Annotated in this window: 11 protein-coding genes and 2 pseudogenes; 5 read left to right on the forward strand and 8 right to left on the reverse strand. The window is 62.5% G+C overall.

Annotated elements, in window-relative coordinates; translation table 11 throughout:
• Positions 1 to 279 precede the first annotated feature (279 nt).
• Positions 280 to 435 (forward strand): helix-turn-helix transcriptional regulator, encoded by a 156-nt coding sequence (locus BAMB_RS36265; RefSeq protein WP_414429451.1) that lies wholly within the window; start codon positions 280 to 282, stop codon positions 433 to 435.
• Positions 436 to 827: 392 nt separating this feature from the next.
• On the opposite strand, the gene BAMB_RS35280 is transcribed toward BAMB_RS36265, so the two are convergent.
• A complete protein-coding gene (locus BAMB_RS35280; protein WP_127456330.1) occupies positions 828 to 1,388 on the reverse strand; it encodes a hypothetical protein in 561 nt (186 codons plus the stop codon).
• Between the two features lie 2 nt (positions 1,389 to 1,390).
• The gene (locus BAMB_RS35285; protein WP_011657139.1) at positions 1,391 to 2,905 is read right to left on the reverse strand and encodes a hypothetical protein; all 1,515 of its coding nucleotides are present in this window, start codon (positions 2,903 to 2,905) and stop codon (positions 1,391 to 1,393) included.
• Positions 2,906 to 3,453: 548 nt separating this feature from the next.
• Between BAMB_RS35285 and BAMB_RS34870 the strand changes: the two are divergent.
• From BAMB_RS34870 to BAMB_RS33595, 3 genes and pseudogenes are all read left to right on the forward strand, one after another.
• A pseudogene (locus BAMB_RS34870) lies at positions 3,454 to 3,752 on the forward strand (IS5/IS1182 family transposase); the annotation flags it as partial.
• A 145-nt stretch (positions 3,753 to 3,897) separates the two neighbouring features.
• On the forward strand, positions 3,898 to 4,827 hold the full coding sequence (locus tag BAMB_RS09500; RefSeq protein WP_011657141.1) for a hypothetical protein: 930 nt from the start codon (positions 3,898 to 3,900) through the stop codon (positions 4,825 to 4,827).
• Between the two features lie 211 nt (positions 4,828 to 5,038).
• Positions 5,039 to 5,167, forward strand: a pseudogene (locus BAMB_RS33595) (LysR family transcriptional regulator); the annotation flags it as partial.
• 104 nt (positions 5,168 to 5,271) lie between these two features.
• On the opposite strand, the gene BAMB_RS09510 reads toward BAMB_RS33595, so the two are convergent.
• Positions 5,272 to 5,802, reverse strand: a complete 531-nt coding sequence (locus BAMB_RS09510; protein ID WP_011657142.1) for an isochorismatase family protein — start codon at positions 5,800 to 5,802, stop codon at positions 5,272 to 5,274.
• Between the two features lie 762 nt (positions 5,803 to 6,564).
• Between BAMB_RS09510 and BAMB_RS09515 the strand changes: the two genes are divergently transcribed.
• Positions 6,565 to 8,706, forward strand: a complete 2,142-nt coding sequence (locus BAMB_RS09515; protein WP_011657143.1) for a glucosidase family protein — start codon at positions 6,565 to 6,567, stop codon at positions 8,704 to 8,706.
• Between the two features lie 145 nt (positions 8,707 to 8,851).
• Here BAMB_RS09515 and BAMB_RS09520 read toward each other — a convergent pair whose 3' ends face one another.
• The 5 genes from BAMB_RS09520 to BAMB_RS09540 form a co-directional block, all read right to left on the reverse strand.
• Positions 8,852 to 10,252, reverse strand: coding sequence for a sensor domain-containing diguanylate cyclase (locus tag BAMB_RS09520; RefSeq protein ID WP_011657144.1), 1,401 nt, complete (start codon positions 10,250 to 10,252; stop codon positions 8,852 to 8,854).
• 297 nt (positions 10,253 to 10,549) lie between these two features.
• On the reverse strand, positions 10,550 to 11,728 hold the full coding sequence (locus tag BAMB_RS09525) for an acetyl-CoA C-acyltransferase (protein WP_011657145.1): 1,179 nt from the start codon (positions 11,726 to 11,728) through the stop codon (positions 10,550 to 10,552).
• A gap of 49 nt (positions 11,729 to 11,777) precedes the next feature.
• Positions 11,778 to 12,410, reverse strand: a complete 633-nt coding sequence (gene pncA / locus BAMB_RS09530; RefSeq protein ID WP_011657146.1) for a bifunctional nicotinamidase/pyrazinamidase — start codon at positions 12,408 to 12,410, stop codon at positions 11,778 to 11,780.
• Between the two features lie 45 nt (positions 12,411 to 12,455).
• Positions 12,456 to 14,540, reverse strand: coding sequence for a 3-hydroxyacyl-CoA dehydrogenase NAD-binding domain-containing protein (locus BAMB_RS09535; RefSeq protein WP_011657147.1), 2,085 nt, complete (start codon positions 14,538 to 14,540; stop codon positions 12,456 to 12,458).
• A 182-nt stretch (positions 14,541 to 14,722) separates the two neighbouring features.
• Positions 14,723 to 16,366 (reverse strand): 3-(methylthio)propionyl-CoA ligase, encoded by a 1,644-nt coding sequence (locus BAMB_RS09540; RefSeq protein WP_011657148.1) that lies wholly within the window; start codon positions 16,364 to 16,366, stop codon positions 14,723 to 14,725.
• Between the last annotated feature and the right edge of the window lie 122 nt (positions 16,367 to 16,488).

Raw genomic sequence — 16,488 nt, forward strand, 5'->3', positions numbered from 1 at the left:
CATTGGCGGATGCCGGCCAAGACAGGCTCATACAGATTGACGACCTGCGCACCATGATCCGCTCGCTGATCGCCGACATCTCGCACGCGACGAGATCGGATCATTCTCCCGGCACAAGGCGGCGCTGGATGCGCGCATCTGGGCCGCGACCGCTGCGATTACGCTTGAAACGGGGTTAATGCAACTCACCCGTGCAACTCAGCCCGTTACCGAATAACGAGGAATAGTGAATTGAGCACCACGACTGAACGACTGTTACGACTTCCGACCGTTCTGGACATGGTCGGCTTGGGCAAGACGACGATATACGACATGATGAAGGAAGGAAGTTTCCCGAGACCACGACGAGTTCGCAATCTCTCACTATGGGCAGAGACAGAAGTACAAGCATGGATTCGTTCCATCACATCGCGCGAAACGTCCACCACCCAATAACATGTCTAAGTCTAGACCTGATCCCTCAGTCAGCATCTGATCAGGTCTGAAATTACTTGGATGTGACCTCATCAACGGCCATGATCGACCCATAGCGGATATCGTGTAACCGACATCTCACGCAGAATAATCCGTACTGCGACTGCCGGAAGCAGCTAACGGCTCGCGGTCCTCAACTTCTTTGGTTTCTGCGTCAATCGAGACACCCGGATGGTTGTGCCAGTCGCACGCACCGCCCGACAGCTTGCAAGTCCTCGACTTCAATCGCGTGCCCGAAACGTTCGTCCGCTCGATTCCCGTCGGGCGATGCAACACACTAGAAGCTGCGAAAGCGGCGAGGAGTGCTGCAAATGAAACAGCGGTGGTATTCTTCCCCGCTTAGAACTCCATCGCTAATGGACGATTATTAATGGCCCCAGAGAGTAAGCATCTAATTCCCTATCTTTGTACGAGGCTTTTATGCGATACACGTCTGGCTTTTGCGCAACAAAAACAATTGAACCACCATAGAATCCTTTGGCGACGGACGCGTTAGTAGAAATTGATGTTGGATTTAACATGAAATCCGGAGGCTGCGCGGCGACGGCTTTCCCAAAGGCATTGACCAGTTCCAAGGTCACTGCCGTATCAGATGCGGGCATGGTTACGTTGTCATAGTAAATCGAACGAACCCAGACAGTTATTGGTTGACCGATTTTTACTTCATACGCGGGAGCCTCCCCCGGGAGTGGGCAGGCCGGTTTATCACCATACCCCACAATCACGTATCGTTGGATGGAATTTGAGACGGTTCCATAACGCTTGGCGCGAAGGCCGCACCGCCATTCCGAGCCCGATGTCGTAATCGCAACAACGGCTACTAACAGCGCGACGAACGCAGTGCACGAGAGTCCGACTACCACCCTATGCTCCCAGGCGAGTGCGAGTCGTTCAGACAAGGTTACCTTCGGCATCTTTATTGCACCACGGTTTGCGTCGCGCGTTCAAATGTCTTTTCCGGATTTATCAGTTTGAAATTCAACAATTCGTCGGAATTAAGCACTCTCACGCCCGACGAAGTCTTCGCAACGCCATAAATCGGGCCTCGCACGGCCCGAGCGGCAAATACCGGCTTTGTCGGCAGATTTGGGATTCGCGCGTCGGAGAGTGCGTACATATCGTCTACATAGACCAAATCGTTGATCGCTGCCCTTAAGGTCGCGTACTGCTCCATGGTGATCGATCCATTGAGCAACTTGTCGTTCAATGCTTTGTAAGCCGAAGCCTTTTCCTTCGCTTCATTTTTTGTTCGCTGCAAGAACGCGTCGATCTTTTGCTGGGTTATGCAAGGCTGCGCCGCATCTGTTAAATCGACGAAGTACTTCTGCGTCGCCGCGTTACAGGACACTGCCAAGGCCGTTCCAAGATTTACCGTGATCAAGGTGCGCCCCGTATAAGAAACTGTGGTATTCCAACGTATTCCTTGAGAGAAGCTTGCACTGCTATACCCACCATTAACGGACACCGAAAAACCAAATAGGCTCAATCCTCCACCGCCACCTCCAGCGACCGCTGGGGCTTCTGGATTTGGCTCGAACTTAAAATACTTATCACCAGAAATCGCATATTTGTTTATCTCTTCGAACAATGATTTAGTCATTTCCATCACTTGCCGGCCATATTTTTCATTATCGAGCGTCCCTTCTTTCATATTAAAAGTGCACGCACCGGATTTCTGCAAGTCTTGGGCGATACGATTGTAGCTTGCTCCACCTATGCGAAACCACCCAAAAGATGCAGACGCCCCCACTGACGTCCGAACCTGACTCCAAACTTGGCTGAGATCGCAATCAACGATGGCAGTCCACGGGTCACCAACGAACTCCGATTTTCCTGTTATGTTCACGCCGATCGCAGGATTTGCCGGTATATCGGTCGGAGACCCACCAATCGACAGATTTGCGACAATCTGCGCAAATCCTGAATTTAAACTTCCAACCGAAAATGCAGAATCACTTCCGATAGAAAATGTTGACGCCCATTTTTGCTCGACCGGGTCTCCAAAACCATCAATATTGTTCAGTAAGATCGATTCTATTTTTGAATCGGTTAACCTCAATGGAAGTAATTTTGGCGCCACCAAACCGAAATCCTTCGATATTTGCTTGGTCAATTTTTCACGCTGGGATTGTGAAAGATCGATCGAGAATACTCCACTGACAATCGAACCGGCTTTGCTTTTGATAGAGCCATCAGCTTGCTTTACCAAAAATGGCTTTCCAATACCAAAGTACTTGACCTCGAAAGATTTGAGACGGTCACCCAAGGTATCTGTTGTTGACAACGGCAAATACCAAAACTGAGCTGGATCCCCATCATCTTGATATGCGATTGCCCCTGCTATCGATGTCCCCTTGCTCAGCAGCGGAGCAGCGAAAACCGCACAATTGATTAATGAGAAAGTCACGGCGACCAGGTGAACTATGCGCATTTTAGTCTCCTCTGTTGTTTTCTTAAGCTCGCGACATTGTCTTTAATGTTAGGAAGCTTAGTCTCTAGTTTCAAGTGCCATGCCTAGAATGACGTAGGGTGTTGCGATGAAGGGGAGCTACTGGCATCTGAGCGCCGAGGAACGCGCGGCGATCGTGATTAACATTCGAAAAGTGCGGCGGCGATCGCGCGGATGCTCGCGTGCGCAACCTCGATGGTGACGCGCGAACTCAAGCGCTGTCGACCGGCTCAACGTTCGCGGCGACGCTGTGGCAATTCGTTCCAGCACGCGAAAAAGGGGGTATTTGAGGGGGTATCAAACGACAACGTCTTGTAAAAATCCTTTACTACTCAGCAACTTATGATCACAAATGTCAATGCAACTTCCACATGACGATATGTCTGATCACTTCGTTCGCTCCAGTTCGTGGTAGTTCGTCACATCATACCCCGCGCTACGCTGTTGTTTTTATACAGTGCTTCGGCCGGACGGTTTCAAAAAGACCACGTAAGGCCGTCAGCTTTCGCGTCGGGTTATTCGCCTCAGGCATCGGAACAGTTCCTGACAGCGCGAACGTCAACGACGTCACACAGTTGCTGCCGCGGATCGACGCGATTCCGCCAATTCGCGGATTGCGCGGCCACCCGCTGCACGGAACCGCGTTTGGCCTATGCCGATCGCGGCCAAGACTTCGAGTGACATCGACGAGCGTCGCTCAATCGTGGTATAGAGCCGGCGATCGCGAGGTACCGTACCGGCATTCACGGCGCGTTCCTCGACCGCGGCTGCGATCTGATGCTGGAATACGGTTCACCGGGCCGGCCGATCTTTACGAGACCGTCTCTAATGACACAAATACTTATCGTGCCCAACTGTCGTAAATGACAGTTACCCATTTTAGTGATTGGGAATAACGTCCGTTCATCCATTAAATGCCGGCGTATGGATACGACAAACATAAAGAGCCGGTGCTTGGTCGGTGGAGGAGATAGATGAGCAAGATGCTGTATCGGTTTGCGTTCGTCGCGACATTTATCTGGGCCGCTTCGGTCAACGCAGCCGAGGTGCTAAGCACCGCCACCGCCCACACAGCGCGCGACATGTGGCATCAATACATGGATACGCACGGAGACTGCGGCAGCAATACCGCTCCCGTATTTTTATGCACCGGCATCATCATTCGCGAAACCGTACCGGGGCCAGGCTATTATTCGTGGCAACCTTCTCCTGAAGACGTGGCAACCGGTCGCGTCTCGTTTTCCTATCTTCGTAAAGACGCAAAATTCGGCGGATTCAAGAACGGTGGCTCGAACGGCTTCACGCTGTTTCCGGTTCTGGGACCGTACAAAGGGCCGGCGGACAAAACGAAGCTTGAGGTACTGTGCGCTTTTCCCATGGACGGCTGGACCGACCGCCGATCGACGGACCATGGGTGCGGACCGACGCAAACGTTCCCTGCGCAGAGCGTCCTTTGTCAGCAGCAAGGGATCGTTACCGCTGAAGCATGGTTGAACCATTGGAACGCGGCGCCTGCTGGAAGTAATAGAAACCTTTATCAATGCGGTTTCGATGTGCGGCACGGTTCACCCTTTGGTGATACAACCGGTGCATTTAACCAGTTGATCAGGGCAATGCAACTACTGGGCGAGACCGAGTTCCACGACCACAATGAGCTCGTGATCGACGCGTGGCCGGCAAACCTCAATCCCGCAGAGCTACCGATTCAATCGTTCTTCTATGTGGCGAGCGGTTCGGAGGCCGGTGGCCAAGCGCTCGCGAATGCGCAAAAGGATCAGAAGGATTATTACGACGTCACCAACGGCGACTTCGTCCCGATCGTCCGTATCACTCCACCGCAGTCGATGAGTGACGACTACGATTTTCATTTCAGACCGGAAGATCAAGCCGTTCCGATTCCGTAAGTCGGCTCACGGGCAGGTAAGGTAACCACACGTGGGGGCCCGCCCGCCGCAGCGCGATTCGAAACAGGCACGTGGCGCGGGTTCTTCTCGCGCTGCGGCTTGGTGACGGTAGTAGCGACTCGATCAGTGTCGGCAATTCATCGTCGATGACGAGCTTGCCAATCTCCACGATCCCGGTTGCTCACAATTCCGGGGGCGAACCGCTCGCCGCGGCACCATCATCGTCAGCACGACCGACGCACCATTCTCGATGAAGAACCCCGAGCACATCGAGACGGCAAACCGAATAGAGATCCGGCTCGTCGAGCAGGATCTCCTCCCCGCCTTCAAGGATCTGTAACCGACCATGCCGGCGCGATAATCCGCGCGCCGGCATCGTCGGTTAGAACAGCCCCACAGGCTGCGCCGCGTCCTCCCCGCTACAGATGATCCGGTCGTTGCGCTTCACTTGATCAATTGCAGCACCTCGCGAAAGCGCGGATGCCGACTGGATCCGAGCCATTCGAACGCGATCATCTCGACGGTCGCGATCTCCACGCCGTTCGCCCTGAGCCTGCCGATTGCCGCTTCCCGATCGACCGTTTTGCGGGAACCCACGGCGTCGCTGACCACCGTGACTTTACGGCCGCTCCGCAATAAGCCGAAGGCCGTTTGCAACACGCAGACGTGTGCCTCGCAACCGGCAACGATGACGCGGTTGCGTTCGGCCGGAAGCGCATCGGCCAGACCATCCGTGCACGCGTCGAAATGGTCCTTGGCCACGATGTCCGAGCACAACCCTTTGATCTCCGACACGCTCTCGCCGAGCCGTAGCGGGCTTTGTTCGGTCCCGACGACCGGCACCTCGAATATCCGTGCAATACGGCCGAGTCGAACGGCCTGCGCCACGACGGACGCGCCGTCGTGGATCGCCGGCATCAGTCGTGTCTGAAAATCGACCAATACGAGCACTGAATCGTCGGGTACGTGCAGCACCGCGCATTCTCCAAAATGATGTAAAGACAACCTCCTCCGTTCGCCGACCAGATGCAACGCCCCGCTCAGTGAAGGGCCGAAATCGACAGCGGAGGAAGCCTCCAAGCCTACCAAATTTATCGATAACGACGGATGATCTCGAACGCTGCGGTCCGCGCAGAACTCGGAAGCGGCATAGCGCGACCGCACTCGGCCCCATGCCGGGAACACCGATTGCTGAAGCGGCGGCCGCGCCGAATTCGCAGAATCCGACGTCGTCGGCTCAACCACCCGTCAAGCACCGGCAAATGACCTATACCGACATCCATTGCCGATCGATTTTCGCCAAATTTCAAATTCGATTATCTCAAATTCATCCCGATTCGAACATTTTACCGACCCATCTGGCAATAATTGCATCCAGCTTTGAAGCGATCAGCCAAGAGTATTCAAAATCATTATTGACTCCATCTTTATTCGAACTTTAGAATCCCCCACGACAGCTTACGTTTCATCCCCCTGCAGCACGCGCGGCGCTTCCAGCGCCATGCGGGGATGCCTGCGGAAGAAGTCATTCATGCCTCACAGGGGTGAAGCCTCTTTTCGTTTTTTCAATTCGGGCATTAACCGCCTGCCGGTTATTCCGTCCAATTCACCCGCATCACGCCCGGATTAAATCACGCATTCATCCGAATGCCGTCGCACCGGAGGAAAGCAGGCCGAGCGCCCGCTGTTTCAATCATCCTCATAAAAAAAATCACCATTCACCAGGAGGGACATCACATGCATCGTTTCGCGAAGTCGCTGTGTATGGGATTCGTCTGCGCCGGCCTGCTCGCGGCCTGTAACGACGACGACGTCAAGCCGGCCAATCCGCCGTCGAACCAGGCCGCCCTGTCGTTCCGCATGGACGCCGGCGGACAGATCAATGCGTTCTACCGGCAGGACCAGGTCGCCGCGCATCTGCTGGTGCGTTCGTCGACGAAACCGCGCCTGCTCGTGGTGTTTCCGGCCGGCAACAGCGGCACCGGGCTGTGGTTCGACGATACCGCGCAGCCGGTGAACTGGAGCCTCGACACGCCGCCCGCCGCGCTGTCGGCACCCGACACGCACGGTCGTCCGCTGCACGGCATCGGTGCCGACGTGTCGGTCGACACCGATACGCTGACGATCCGCCAAGGCGTGCTCAGCAACGTGCGCTTCCTGCGCGACTTCAACGGCGGTGCGACGATTCCGCCGGAGATCGTCACCGCCCCGACGATCCAGGGCAGCGCCGCGCAATGGCAGCGCGACCGGATCGACGGCGCCCCCGGCTACGCGCTGCGCATCACGCTGCGCGACGGCGGCAGCATCGCGCCGGCCGCGGGCGGCAAGCTCGTGCTGCGCGCGGCGCCCGGCTCCCGCACGCTGAAACTGCACGTCGACGCGCTGTCTGGCGAGACGCCGTTGTCGCCGATCACGCGCGCCGACCTGCTCGCGCCGTCCGTGAACCCCGACCCGGTCAGCCAGAACGTGCTCGAATTCCTGAGCTTCCACGACAAGCTGCTGGCCGGCTCGTGGCAGTACGACACCTACTTCGGCCGCGACACGCTGATCTCGGTGCGCATGCTGATGCCGGTGCTGGCGCCGGCGGCGATCGAGGCCGGCCTGACGTCGGTGCTGAGCCGCCTGTCGAACGACGGCAAGGTCGCGCACGAGGAAGGCATCGGCGAATTCGCGCTGGTCGACAACGCGAAGAAGGGCCGGCCGAACGATGCGACGCCGGCCTACGACTACAAGATGATCGACAGCGACTACCTGCTCGCGCCGATCGCGGCGGCCTGGCTGATCGACGACACGCGCGGCCAGGCGCGCGCGGCCGCCTATCTCGCGCAACGCGGCAGCGACGGCCAGACCAACGGCAGCCGGCTCGTCGTCAACCTGCTGCACGTCGCGGCGACCGCGCAGCCATTCGCGCAGCAGCCGTCGGTCGCGAACCTGATTCGCCTGCGGCCCGGCGAGATCGTCGGCAACTGGCGCGACAGCACCGACGGGCTCGGCGGCGGCGTCTACCCGTATGACGTGAATGCCGTGCTCGTGCCGGCCGCGCTGCGCGCGGCGAACGCGTTCCTCGCGCGCGGCTTGCTCGATCCGTACCTGGACGCCGGCCAACGCGCGGCGCTCGCGAACACGGCGACCGAAGCGGCCACCTGGGAGCAGCAGGCGCCGCCGCTGTTCCAGGTGAGCGTGCCGGCCGCGCAGGCGGCGACCGACGTGTCGACCTATGCGCCGTCCGCCGGCGTGCCGGCCGGCACCGCGCCGAGCGCGCCGCTGTCGTTCTACGCGCTGTCGCTCGACCAGCAAGGCGCCCCGATTCCGGTCATGAATTCCGACGGCGGCTTCGCGCTGCTGTTCGGCACGCCGCCGGACGACGAACTGCGGCGCATCGTCGCCGACGTGACGCGGCCCTTCCCGACCGGGCTCGTCACCGATGTCGGGATGCTGATCGCGAACCCCGCGTATGCGAGCCAGACGCTGTGGCCGAAGTTCACGAGTTCCGCGTATCACGGCACGGTGATCTGGTCCTGGCAGCAGGCGATGTGGGTCGCCGGGCTCGATCGCCAGCTCGCGCGCCAGGACCTGTCGGACACGACGCGCACGCTGCTGACGCAGGCACGGCAGACGATCTGGCAGGTGATCTCGAACGGGCGCGACATGCGCACGTCGGAGATGTGGACCTGGTCGTACGTCAACGGCCAGTACCGGCCAGACGCATTCGGCACGCGCAGCGCGGATGCGACCGAGGCCAACGCGGCGCAGCTGTGGAGCACGACGTATCTCGCGATCCGTGATCCGCAACTGCGCACGGGCAAGTACTGGTGGCAGGCATCACAGCGGTTGCAGGACGCGCAGCCGGCGAACACGGCGGCGATTGCGTCGCGATAGTCGGGCCGCCGGTTAAACGAAAGCCCCGCGCGCATATCCGCGGGCGGGGCTTCGTTCGGGTTGCATGCAAAACGGCGGTACGCGGCATCGCGCCACTGCCCCACATCAATGCGCGCCACGTCGCCAGATGTGCGGCGATCTCTCGTCAGTGCGCGACCACGCGATTGCGCCCGTCGCGCTTCGCCTGGTACAGCCGTTCGTCGACCGCGCGCAGCAACGCGTCGACCGTACTCCCGTCGACCCCGTACTGCGCGACGCCGACGCTGACCGTCACCTGCACGCGCTTGAAATCCAGCCCGAACGGCGAACTCGCGATCGACGAACGCACGCGCTCGGCCGTCATGCGCGCGCCTTCGAGCGGCATCTCGGGCAACAGCGCCATGAACTCCTCGCCGCCGACCCGCGCGAGCGCACCCGCCGGACGAATCGCCTCGAGACACTGGCGCACGACGCCGCGCAGCACCTCGTCGCCGATCTGGTGCCCGTATGCGTCGTTGATGTTCTTGAAGTTGTCGAGATCGAGCGCCAGCAGGCAAAACGGCGTGCCGTCGCGTTCCGCACGCACGATCTCGCGCTCGACCTGCCCGATGAACTGGCGGCGGTTCGATGCACCCGTCATCGGATCGGTCGCGGCCATGTACTCGAGCTTCTGGTTCGTGCGCCGCAACTCCTGCAGCGCGCTATCGGTGCGCGCCATCGATTCCGACAGCCGGCTCATCAGGTCTTCCTGGCGGTAGATCGCCGAGAACGAGCGCGTCGTCTGCAGCGCCTGCACGACGCCATAGCTGAGCAGGAAGAACCCGCCCGCGAAGATCGCATGCGCGAGCCACCACATGTGATTCCACGGCTTGCCGAGGATGAACGCGACCGACGATAGCGCGAACGCCATGATCGACATCCCGTAGATCACCATCAGCGGCGAACGGATCCGCCTGGCGAGCAGCACGCCAACGTTCAGCAGCGAAAAAATCAGCGCGCCGCCTTCCATCGACAGCCGCGTGCCCAGCGCGCCGGCGACCGGCGAATACGCGATATAGGCGACCGCGACATTGATGATCAGGAAGAACGCGATCCACGGCAGCCACGTTAGCGCACGCGTGCGCTTCTCCGGCCGGTCGGGCGGATTCGAATACGACAGCATGCCCGTCAGCAGCAGGATCGACATCACGAGCCGCGACGCGGGCCCGTACAGCAGGAACAGCCAGATATTGTGGTGCGCCATCCCGGTGAACGCCCCGTGCAGCGCGTAGATCATCGCGAAGCCGAGAAAGCCGAGTGTCAGCCAGCGCAGCAGCGGCTCGCCGGACGACCGGTAGCACACCCACGTCACGTAGGTGACGAACGCGCCTTCGAGTGTGGCGGCCGCGATCGCGATTTCATGGAATGCGTGGCTCTCGAACACGACGTGGGGGTCGCCGAAAAACCACAAATAGGCAATCAGATAGGCCGGCAAGAGCGCGAATCCGACCAGCAGGCATTTCGCGTAGAGCCTCGCGGCCGCGCTGACGACACGCGGCGGTTCCCCGGATGCATAGGTCGTGCTCAATTTGAACCCCGTTTCGGTCTGCTGCGTGGTTCGAACGTCCACGGTGCCGGAAACGCGTGCTGCATCGTCTTCGCCGGCTACCGGAAACGCGTCGCGAGCGTCGGTGCAACGCACGCGCTGGCCCATCCCGCCGAAAGGCAAATGTCAGAGCAAGTATAGATGCGTCAATTCGTTTGACAAGTAAGGGGAAACGGCAGCATCGAATGAATGCGTTTTACTTCCGGTTCCTTTCGAATGGCCTGCGAAGGCCGGCGTTCGCGGCTTCCACTCGAGAAGCCGCGAGTCGGTCAGTCGAAATCAAACGATTTCGAACAGCCCGGCCGCCCCCTGCCCGCCGCCGATGCACATCGTGACGACCACGTATTTCACGCCGCGCCGCTTGCCTTCGATCAGCGCATGACCGGTCAGGCGCGCACCCGACACACCGTACGGATGGCCGACCGCGATCGCGCCCCCGTTCACGTTCAGGCGGTCCTCAGGAATCCCGAGCGTATCGCGACAGTACAGCACCTGCACCGCGAACGCTTCGTTCAGTTCCCACAGGCCGATGTCGTCGACCTTCAGCCCGGCCTGCTTCAGCAGCTTCGGCACCGCGAACACCGGCCCGATGCCCATCTCGTCCGGCTCGCAACCGGCCACCGCGAAACCGCGGAACACGCCGAGCGGACGCAGCCCTTCGCGCTGCGCGACATCCGCGTTCATCACCACGCATGCCGACGCGCCGTCCGAGAACTGGCTCGCATTGCCCGCGGTGATCACGCCGCCCGGCACGGCCGAACGGATCTTCGACACGCCTTCGAGCGTCGTGTCGGGCCGGATGCCTTCGTCGGCCGACACCGTCACGTCCTGCGTGAACAGCCGGCCCGTCGCCTTGTCGGCAATGCCCGCGCGTACGGTGATCGGCACGATCTCGTCGTTGAAGCGCCCGGCTTCCTGCGCGGCCGCGGCCCGCAGTTGCGACTGCACGCCGTACGCGTCCTGCCGCTCCTTCGAAATCCCGTAGCGCTTCGCGACGTTCTCCGCCGTCTGCAGCATGTTCCAGTAGATCTCCGGCTTGTGCTCGACGAGCCAGCCTTCCTGGACCATGTGCCGGTTCATCTCGTTCTGCACGCACGAGATCGATTCGACGCCGCCTGCGATGTACACGTCGCCCTCGCCCGCGATGATCCGCTGCGCGGCGAGCGCGATCGTCTGCAGGCCGGACGAGCAGAAACGGTTCACCGTCATCCCCGGCACGCTCACCGGCAGCCCGGCGCGCAGCGCGATCTGCCGCGCGATGTTGGCGCCGGTCGCGCCTTCGGGGTTCGCGCAACCCATGATCACGTCCTCGATGCGCGCGGGGTCGAGCTTCGCGCGTTCGAGCGCGGCCGCGACCACGTGGCCGCCGAGCGTCGCGCCGTGCGTCATGTTGAATGCGCCGCGCCACGATTTCGCGAGCGGCGTGCGTGCGGTCGATACGATTACGGCTTCGGTCATGCGAGTCTCCTTCGGTCCTGCTTCATGTCCTGAATCGGATGGGAATGCGCTACGCCGTCGGGCGTGCGCCCGCGGACGTCACATGTGCGACGCCCGCCGCCTGCATCTGTTGCCATGCGTGCGCGAGCGACCCGTTCAGGTCGATCGCACGGCACGCATCGTTGATCACCGCGGCCTCGAAGCCCGCCGCGCGCGCATCGAGCGCGGACCATGCGACGCAATAGTCGGTCGCGAGCCCGCAACACCACACGCGCTTCGCGCCGAGCTCGCGCAGATAGCCGGCGAGCCCCGTGCGCGTCGTGCGGTCGGCTTCGACGAACGCGGAATAGCTGTCGAGCTGGGCGTCGCCGCCCTTGCGGATCACGAGCCTCGCGTGCGGAATGTCGAGATCGCGATGCAGCGCCGCGCCTTCGGTATCCTGCACGCAGTGCACGGGCCATAGCACCTGCTCGCCGTACGGCAGCGCGAGCGGCGAGAACGGTTCGTGCCCCGGGTGGTTCGCGGCGAACGACACGTGTTCGCGCGGGTGCCAGTCCTGCGTCAGCACGACCTGGTCGAAGCGCTGCGCGAGCGCGTTGATCACCGGCACGACCGCATCGCCGTCCGGCACCGCGAGTGCGCCGCCCGGCATGAAGTCGTACTGCACGTCGATCACGAGCAATACGTCGTCGGTGCGTTTCATTGCGTTTCTCCTTGCGGGCTTGGCCGTGCCGTCACGCGCGGCTCGTCAGTCGTTGAATCCGCGTCCGGCCGCCGCCCGCTCGACGATCGACGGCGCGAGCTGCCACGCGTCGCCGTTCGGCGCGGCCGCGTAGCGGCGAATCGCCCGCTCGACGTTGTAGAGGCCGACCATGTCCGCGTACAGCATCGGGCCGCCGCGCCAGAGCGGGAAGCCGTAGCCGGTCAGGTAGACCATGTCGATGTCGGACGCCTTCGACGCGATCTTCTCCTCGAGAATCTTCGCGCCTTCGTTGACGAGCGCGAACACGAGCCGCTCGACGATCTCGTCGTCGCCAATCTTGCGCCGCTCGACGCCGCGCTCCTTCGAATACGCGACGACCATTTCGTCGACGAGTGCCGACGGCTTCGCCTTGCGATCGCCCGGCACGTAGTCGTACCAGCCGCCGCCCGTCTTCTGGCCGAAGCGGCCCAGTTCGCACAGGCGGTCGGCGATCTTCGAATACTGCAGATCGGGCTTCTCGACGTAGCGGCGCTTGCGGATCGCCCAGCCGATGTCGTTGCCGGCAAGATCGCTCATCCGGAACGGGCCCATCGCGAAACCGAACTTCTCGATCGCACGATCGACCTGCGCGGGCAGCGCGCCCTCCTCGAGCATGAAGAGCGCCTGGCGGATGTACTGCTCGATCATCCGGTTGCCGATGAAGCCGTCGCACACGCCCGACACGACCGCCGTCTTGCGGATCTTCTTGGCGACCGCCATCACGGTCGCGAGCACGTCCTTCGCGGTCTGCGCGCCGCGCACGACCTCGAGCAGCTTCATCACGTTCGCGGGGCTGAAGAAGTGCATGCCGACCACGTCCTGCGGACGCTTCGTGAACGCGGCGATCTTGTCGACGTCGAGCGTCGACGTGTTCGACGCGAGGATCGCGCCCGGCTTCGCCACCGCGTCGAGCTGGCCGAACACCTGCTCCTTCACGCCGAGCTCCTCGAACACGGCCTCGACGATCAGGTCCGCGTCCTTCAGGTCGTCATAGGACAGCGTCGGCGTGATCAGCGCCATGCGCGCGTCGAGCTTCTGCTGCGTGAGCTTGCCCTTCTTCACCTGCGCGTCGTAGTTCTTGCGGATCGTGGCCAGCCCGCGCTCGAGTGCGTCCTGCTTCGTCTCGAGCAGCGTGACGGGCAGGCCCGCGTTGATGAAGTTCATCGCGATCCCGCCGCCCATCGTGCCCGCGCCGATCACGCCGACGCGGCGAATCTCGCGCACCGGCGTATCGGCCGGCACGTCGGGAATCTTGCTCGCCGCGCGCTCGCCGAAGAATGCATGCCGCAGCGCACGGCTTTCCGGCGTCATCATCAGCGCGACGAAGCCCTCGCGCTCGGCGACGCTGCCCTTGTCGAAGCCGTTCAGCACGCCGGCTTCGATCGCGTCGATGCACTTGTGCGGCGCGGGGAAATTCGGCGCGGCGGCCCGCGCCGAATTGCGCGCGAACTGGATGAAACCCGCGGCGTTCTCGTGGACGATCTTGCGATCGCGCACGCGCGGGTGCGGCCCCTTCTGCGCACCGACCTTGCGCGCGAACGCGACGGCCGCGTCGAGCAGGTCGCCGTCGGCCATCGCGTCGAACAGCCCGCTGTTCGCGAGTTGCTCCGACGGCACCGGGGCGCCCGACACGATCATGTTCAGCGCGGTTTCGAGGCCCACCGCACGCGGCAGCCGCTGCGTGCCGCCCGCGCCCGGCAGCAGGCCGAGCTTCACTTCCGGCAGCGCGACCTGCGCGCCGGGCGCCGCGACGCGATAGTGCGCGCCGAGCGCGAGCTCCAGCCCGCCGCCCATCACGACGCTGTGCAGCGCCGCGACGACCGGCTTCGCGCTCGCCTCCACCGCGCGAATCACGGTGTGCAGCGTCGGCTCCTGCAGGGCCTTCGGGGTATTGAATTCGGTGATGTCGGCGCCGCCCGAGAACGCGCGGCCCGCGCCCGTCAGCACGATCGCCGTGACCGACGGATCCTGCAGGGCGCGATCGAGCGCGTCCATGACGCCCTGGCGCGTCGACAGGCCGAGCCCGTTGACGGGCGGATTGTTGAGCGTGATGACGGCCACGCCGTCGCGAGTCGAATAGTCCACTGCCATCTGCCTGCCTCCATGCATCGCGCGCCGGGGTGGCTGCGCTTCATTGTGCGCGGTCGAACGGCCGCATGTCCGGATCGAACGGAGGCAGCATACAACGAAAAAGCACGGTCGTTCAATTTGAATTTTTCCCGATCCGGGGGCCGGATCGGGCGACCGCGTGGCGGACCGTGGCCGGCCCTGGCTTACGGCTCGCCGACCGCCGTCGGCAGCACGTAGCCGCGGAACGTCTCGCGCAGCTTCAGCTTCTGCAGCTTGCCGGTCGCGGTGTGCGGCAGCGATTCGACGAACACGACGTCGTCGGGCACCCACCACTTCGCGACCTTGCCTTCGTAGAACGCGAGCAGCGCGTCGCGGGTCAGGTTCGCCCCCTCGCGCGGCACCACGACGAGCAGCGGACGCTCGGTCCATTTCGGGTGCGCACAGGCGATGCAGGCGGCTTCGGCGACGCCCGGGTGCGCGATCGCGACGTTCTCGATGTCGATCGAGCTGATCCACTCGCCGCCGGACTTGATCACGTCCTTGCTGCGGTCGGTGATCTGCAGGAAGCCGTCGGGGTCGATCGTCGCGACGTCGCCGGTGGGGAACCAACCGTCCGACAGCGGCGACGTGTCGCTCCTGAAGTAGTGATCGATCACCCAGGGCCCGCGCACCTGCAGTTCGCCGAACGCGACGCCATCCCACGGCAGTTCGCGGCCGTCGTCGCCGACGATCCGCATGTCGACGCCGCAGATCACGCGCCCCTGCTTTTCCAGCAACCGGCGCTGCGTGTCGAGCGGCCGCTGCGACTGCGCCCAGTTCAGCTTCGCGAGCGTGCCGAGCGGCGACAGCTCGGTCATCCCCCACGCATGGATCACGCGCACGCCGTATTCGTCCTCGAACGTGCGCAGCATCGCGGGCGGGCACGCGGAGCCGCCGATCACCGTGCGGTTCAGCGTCGAGAAGCGCACGCCGGCCTCGCGCATGTAGTTCAGCAGCCCGAGCCACACGGTCGGCACGCCCGCGGAAAACGTCACGCGCTCGGCCTCCATCAGTTCGTACAGCGACTTGCCGTCGAGGTCCTTGCCGGGCAGCACGAGCTTGCCGCCCGTGAGCGGCACCGCGTACGGCAGCCCCCACGCGTTCACATGGAACATCGGCACGACGGGCAGCACGGCGTCCAGCGCCGACAGGTTCATCGCGTCGGGCAGTGCGGCGCCGTATGCGTGCAGCACCGTCGAGCGATGCGAATACAGCACGCCCTTCGGATTGCCGGTCGTGCCCGACGTGTAGCACAGGCCCGACGCCTGCAGCTCGTCGAGGCGCGGCCAGTCATAGTGGCCGTCTTCGGCGTCGACGAGCGTTTCGTAGCACAGGTACGGCAGCGCGCCGGACGGCACGTGCGCGGCGTCGGTCATCGCGATCCAGCCCTTCACGTGCGGGCACTGCGGCGCGATCGAATCGACGAGCGGCGCGAAATTGATGTCGAAGAAAACGTAGCGGTCTTCCGCGTGATTGACGATGTAGGCGATCTGCTCCGGAAAGAGGCGCGGGTTGATCGTGTGGCACACGGCGCCCATTCCGCCGATCCCGTAATACGCCTCCAGGTGCCGGTAGCCGTTCCAGGCCAGCGTGCCGACGCGGTCGCCCGATTCGACGCCGAGCCGGGCGAGCGCCTGCGCGAGGCGCTTCGCGCGTTGCTCGCAGTCGCGGTACGTGTAGCGATGCAGGTCGCCTTCCACGCGCTTCGACACGATCTCCGTGTCGCCCGCATAACGCGCGGCATGCGCGATCAGCGACGACACCAGCAACGGCATGTCCATCATCTGGCCCAGCAACGGCTTACCCATCGTCTTGTTCTCCCGGAAGGACGCGAATCGGTGACCAGCCTTGAAGCGGTGCGCCGGCGTGCGGCCCGTCCACGGCGGGACGGGCGTCGCGCAACGCATGCGGGCCGCCATGCGGGCGGCGC

It is taken from the genome of Burkholderia ambifaria AMMD (genome assembly GCF_000203915.1).
GTDB lineage: Bacteria > Pseudomonadota > Gammaproteobacteria > Burkholderiales > Burkholderiaceae > Burkholderia > Burkholderia ambifaria.

Bases quoted from the DNA above. Each gene is read 5' to 3' on its own strand.
- BAMB_RS36265 (WP_414429451.1), top strand. From the start codon at position 280: ATGGTCGGCTTGGGCAAGACGACGATATACGACATGATGAAGGAAGGA.
- BAMB_RS35280 (WP_127456330.1), bottom strand. From the start codon at position 1,388: ATGCCGAAGGTAACCTTGTCTGAACGACTCGCACTCGCCTGGGAGCAT.
- BAMB_RS35285 (WP_011657139.1), bottom strand. From the start codon at position 2,905: ATGCGCATAGTTCACCTGGTCGCCGTGACTTTCTCATTAATCAATTGT.
- BAMB_RS09500 (WP_011657141.1), top strand. From the start codon at position 3,898: ATGAGCAAGATGCTGTATCGGTTTGCGTTCGTCGCGACATTTATCTGG.
- BAMB_RS09515 (WP_011657143.1), top strand. From the start codon at position 6,565: ATGCATCGTTTCGCGAAGTCGCTGTGTATGGGATTCGTCTGCGCCGGC.
- BAMB_RS09525 (WP_011657145.1), bottom strand. From the start codon at position 11,728: ATGACCGAAGCCGTAATCGTATCGACCGCACGCACGCCGCTCGCGAAA.
- pncA (WP_011657146.1), bottom strand. From the start codon at position 12,410: ATGAAACGCACCGACGACGTATTGCTCGTGATCGACGTGCAGTACGAC.
- BAMB_RS09535 (WP_011657147.1), bottom strand. From the start codon at position 14,540: ATGGCAGTGGACTATTCGACTCGCGACGGCGTGGCCGTCATCACGCTC.
- BAMB_RS09540 (WP_011657148.1), bottom strand. From the start codon at position 16,366: ATGGGTAAGCCGTTGCTGGGCCAGATGATGGACATGCCGTTGCTGGTG.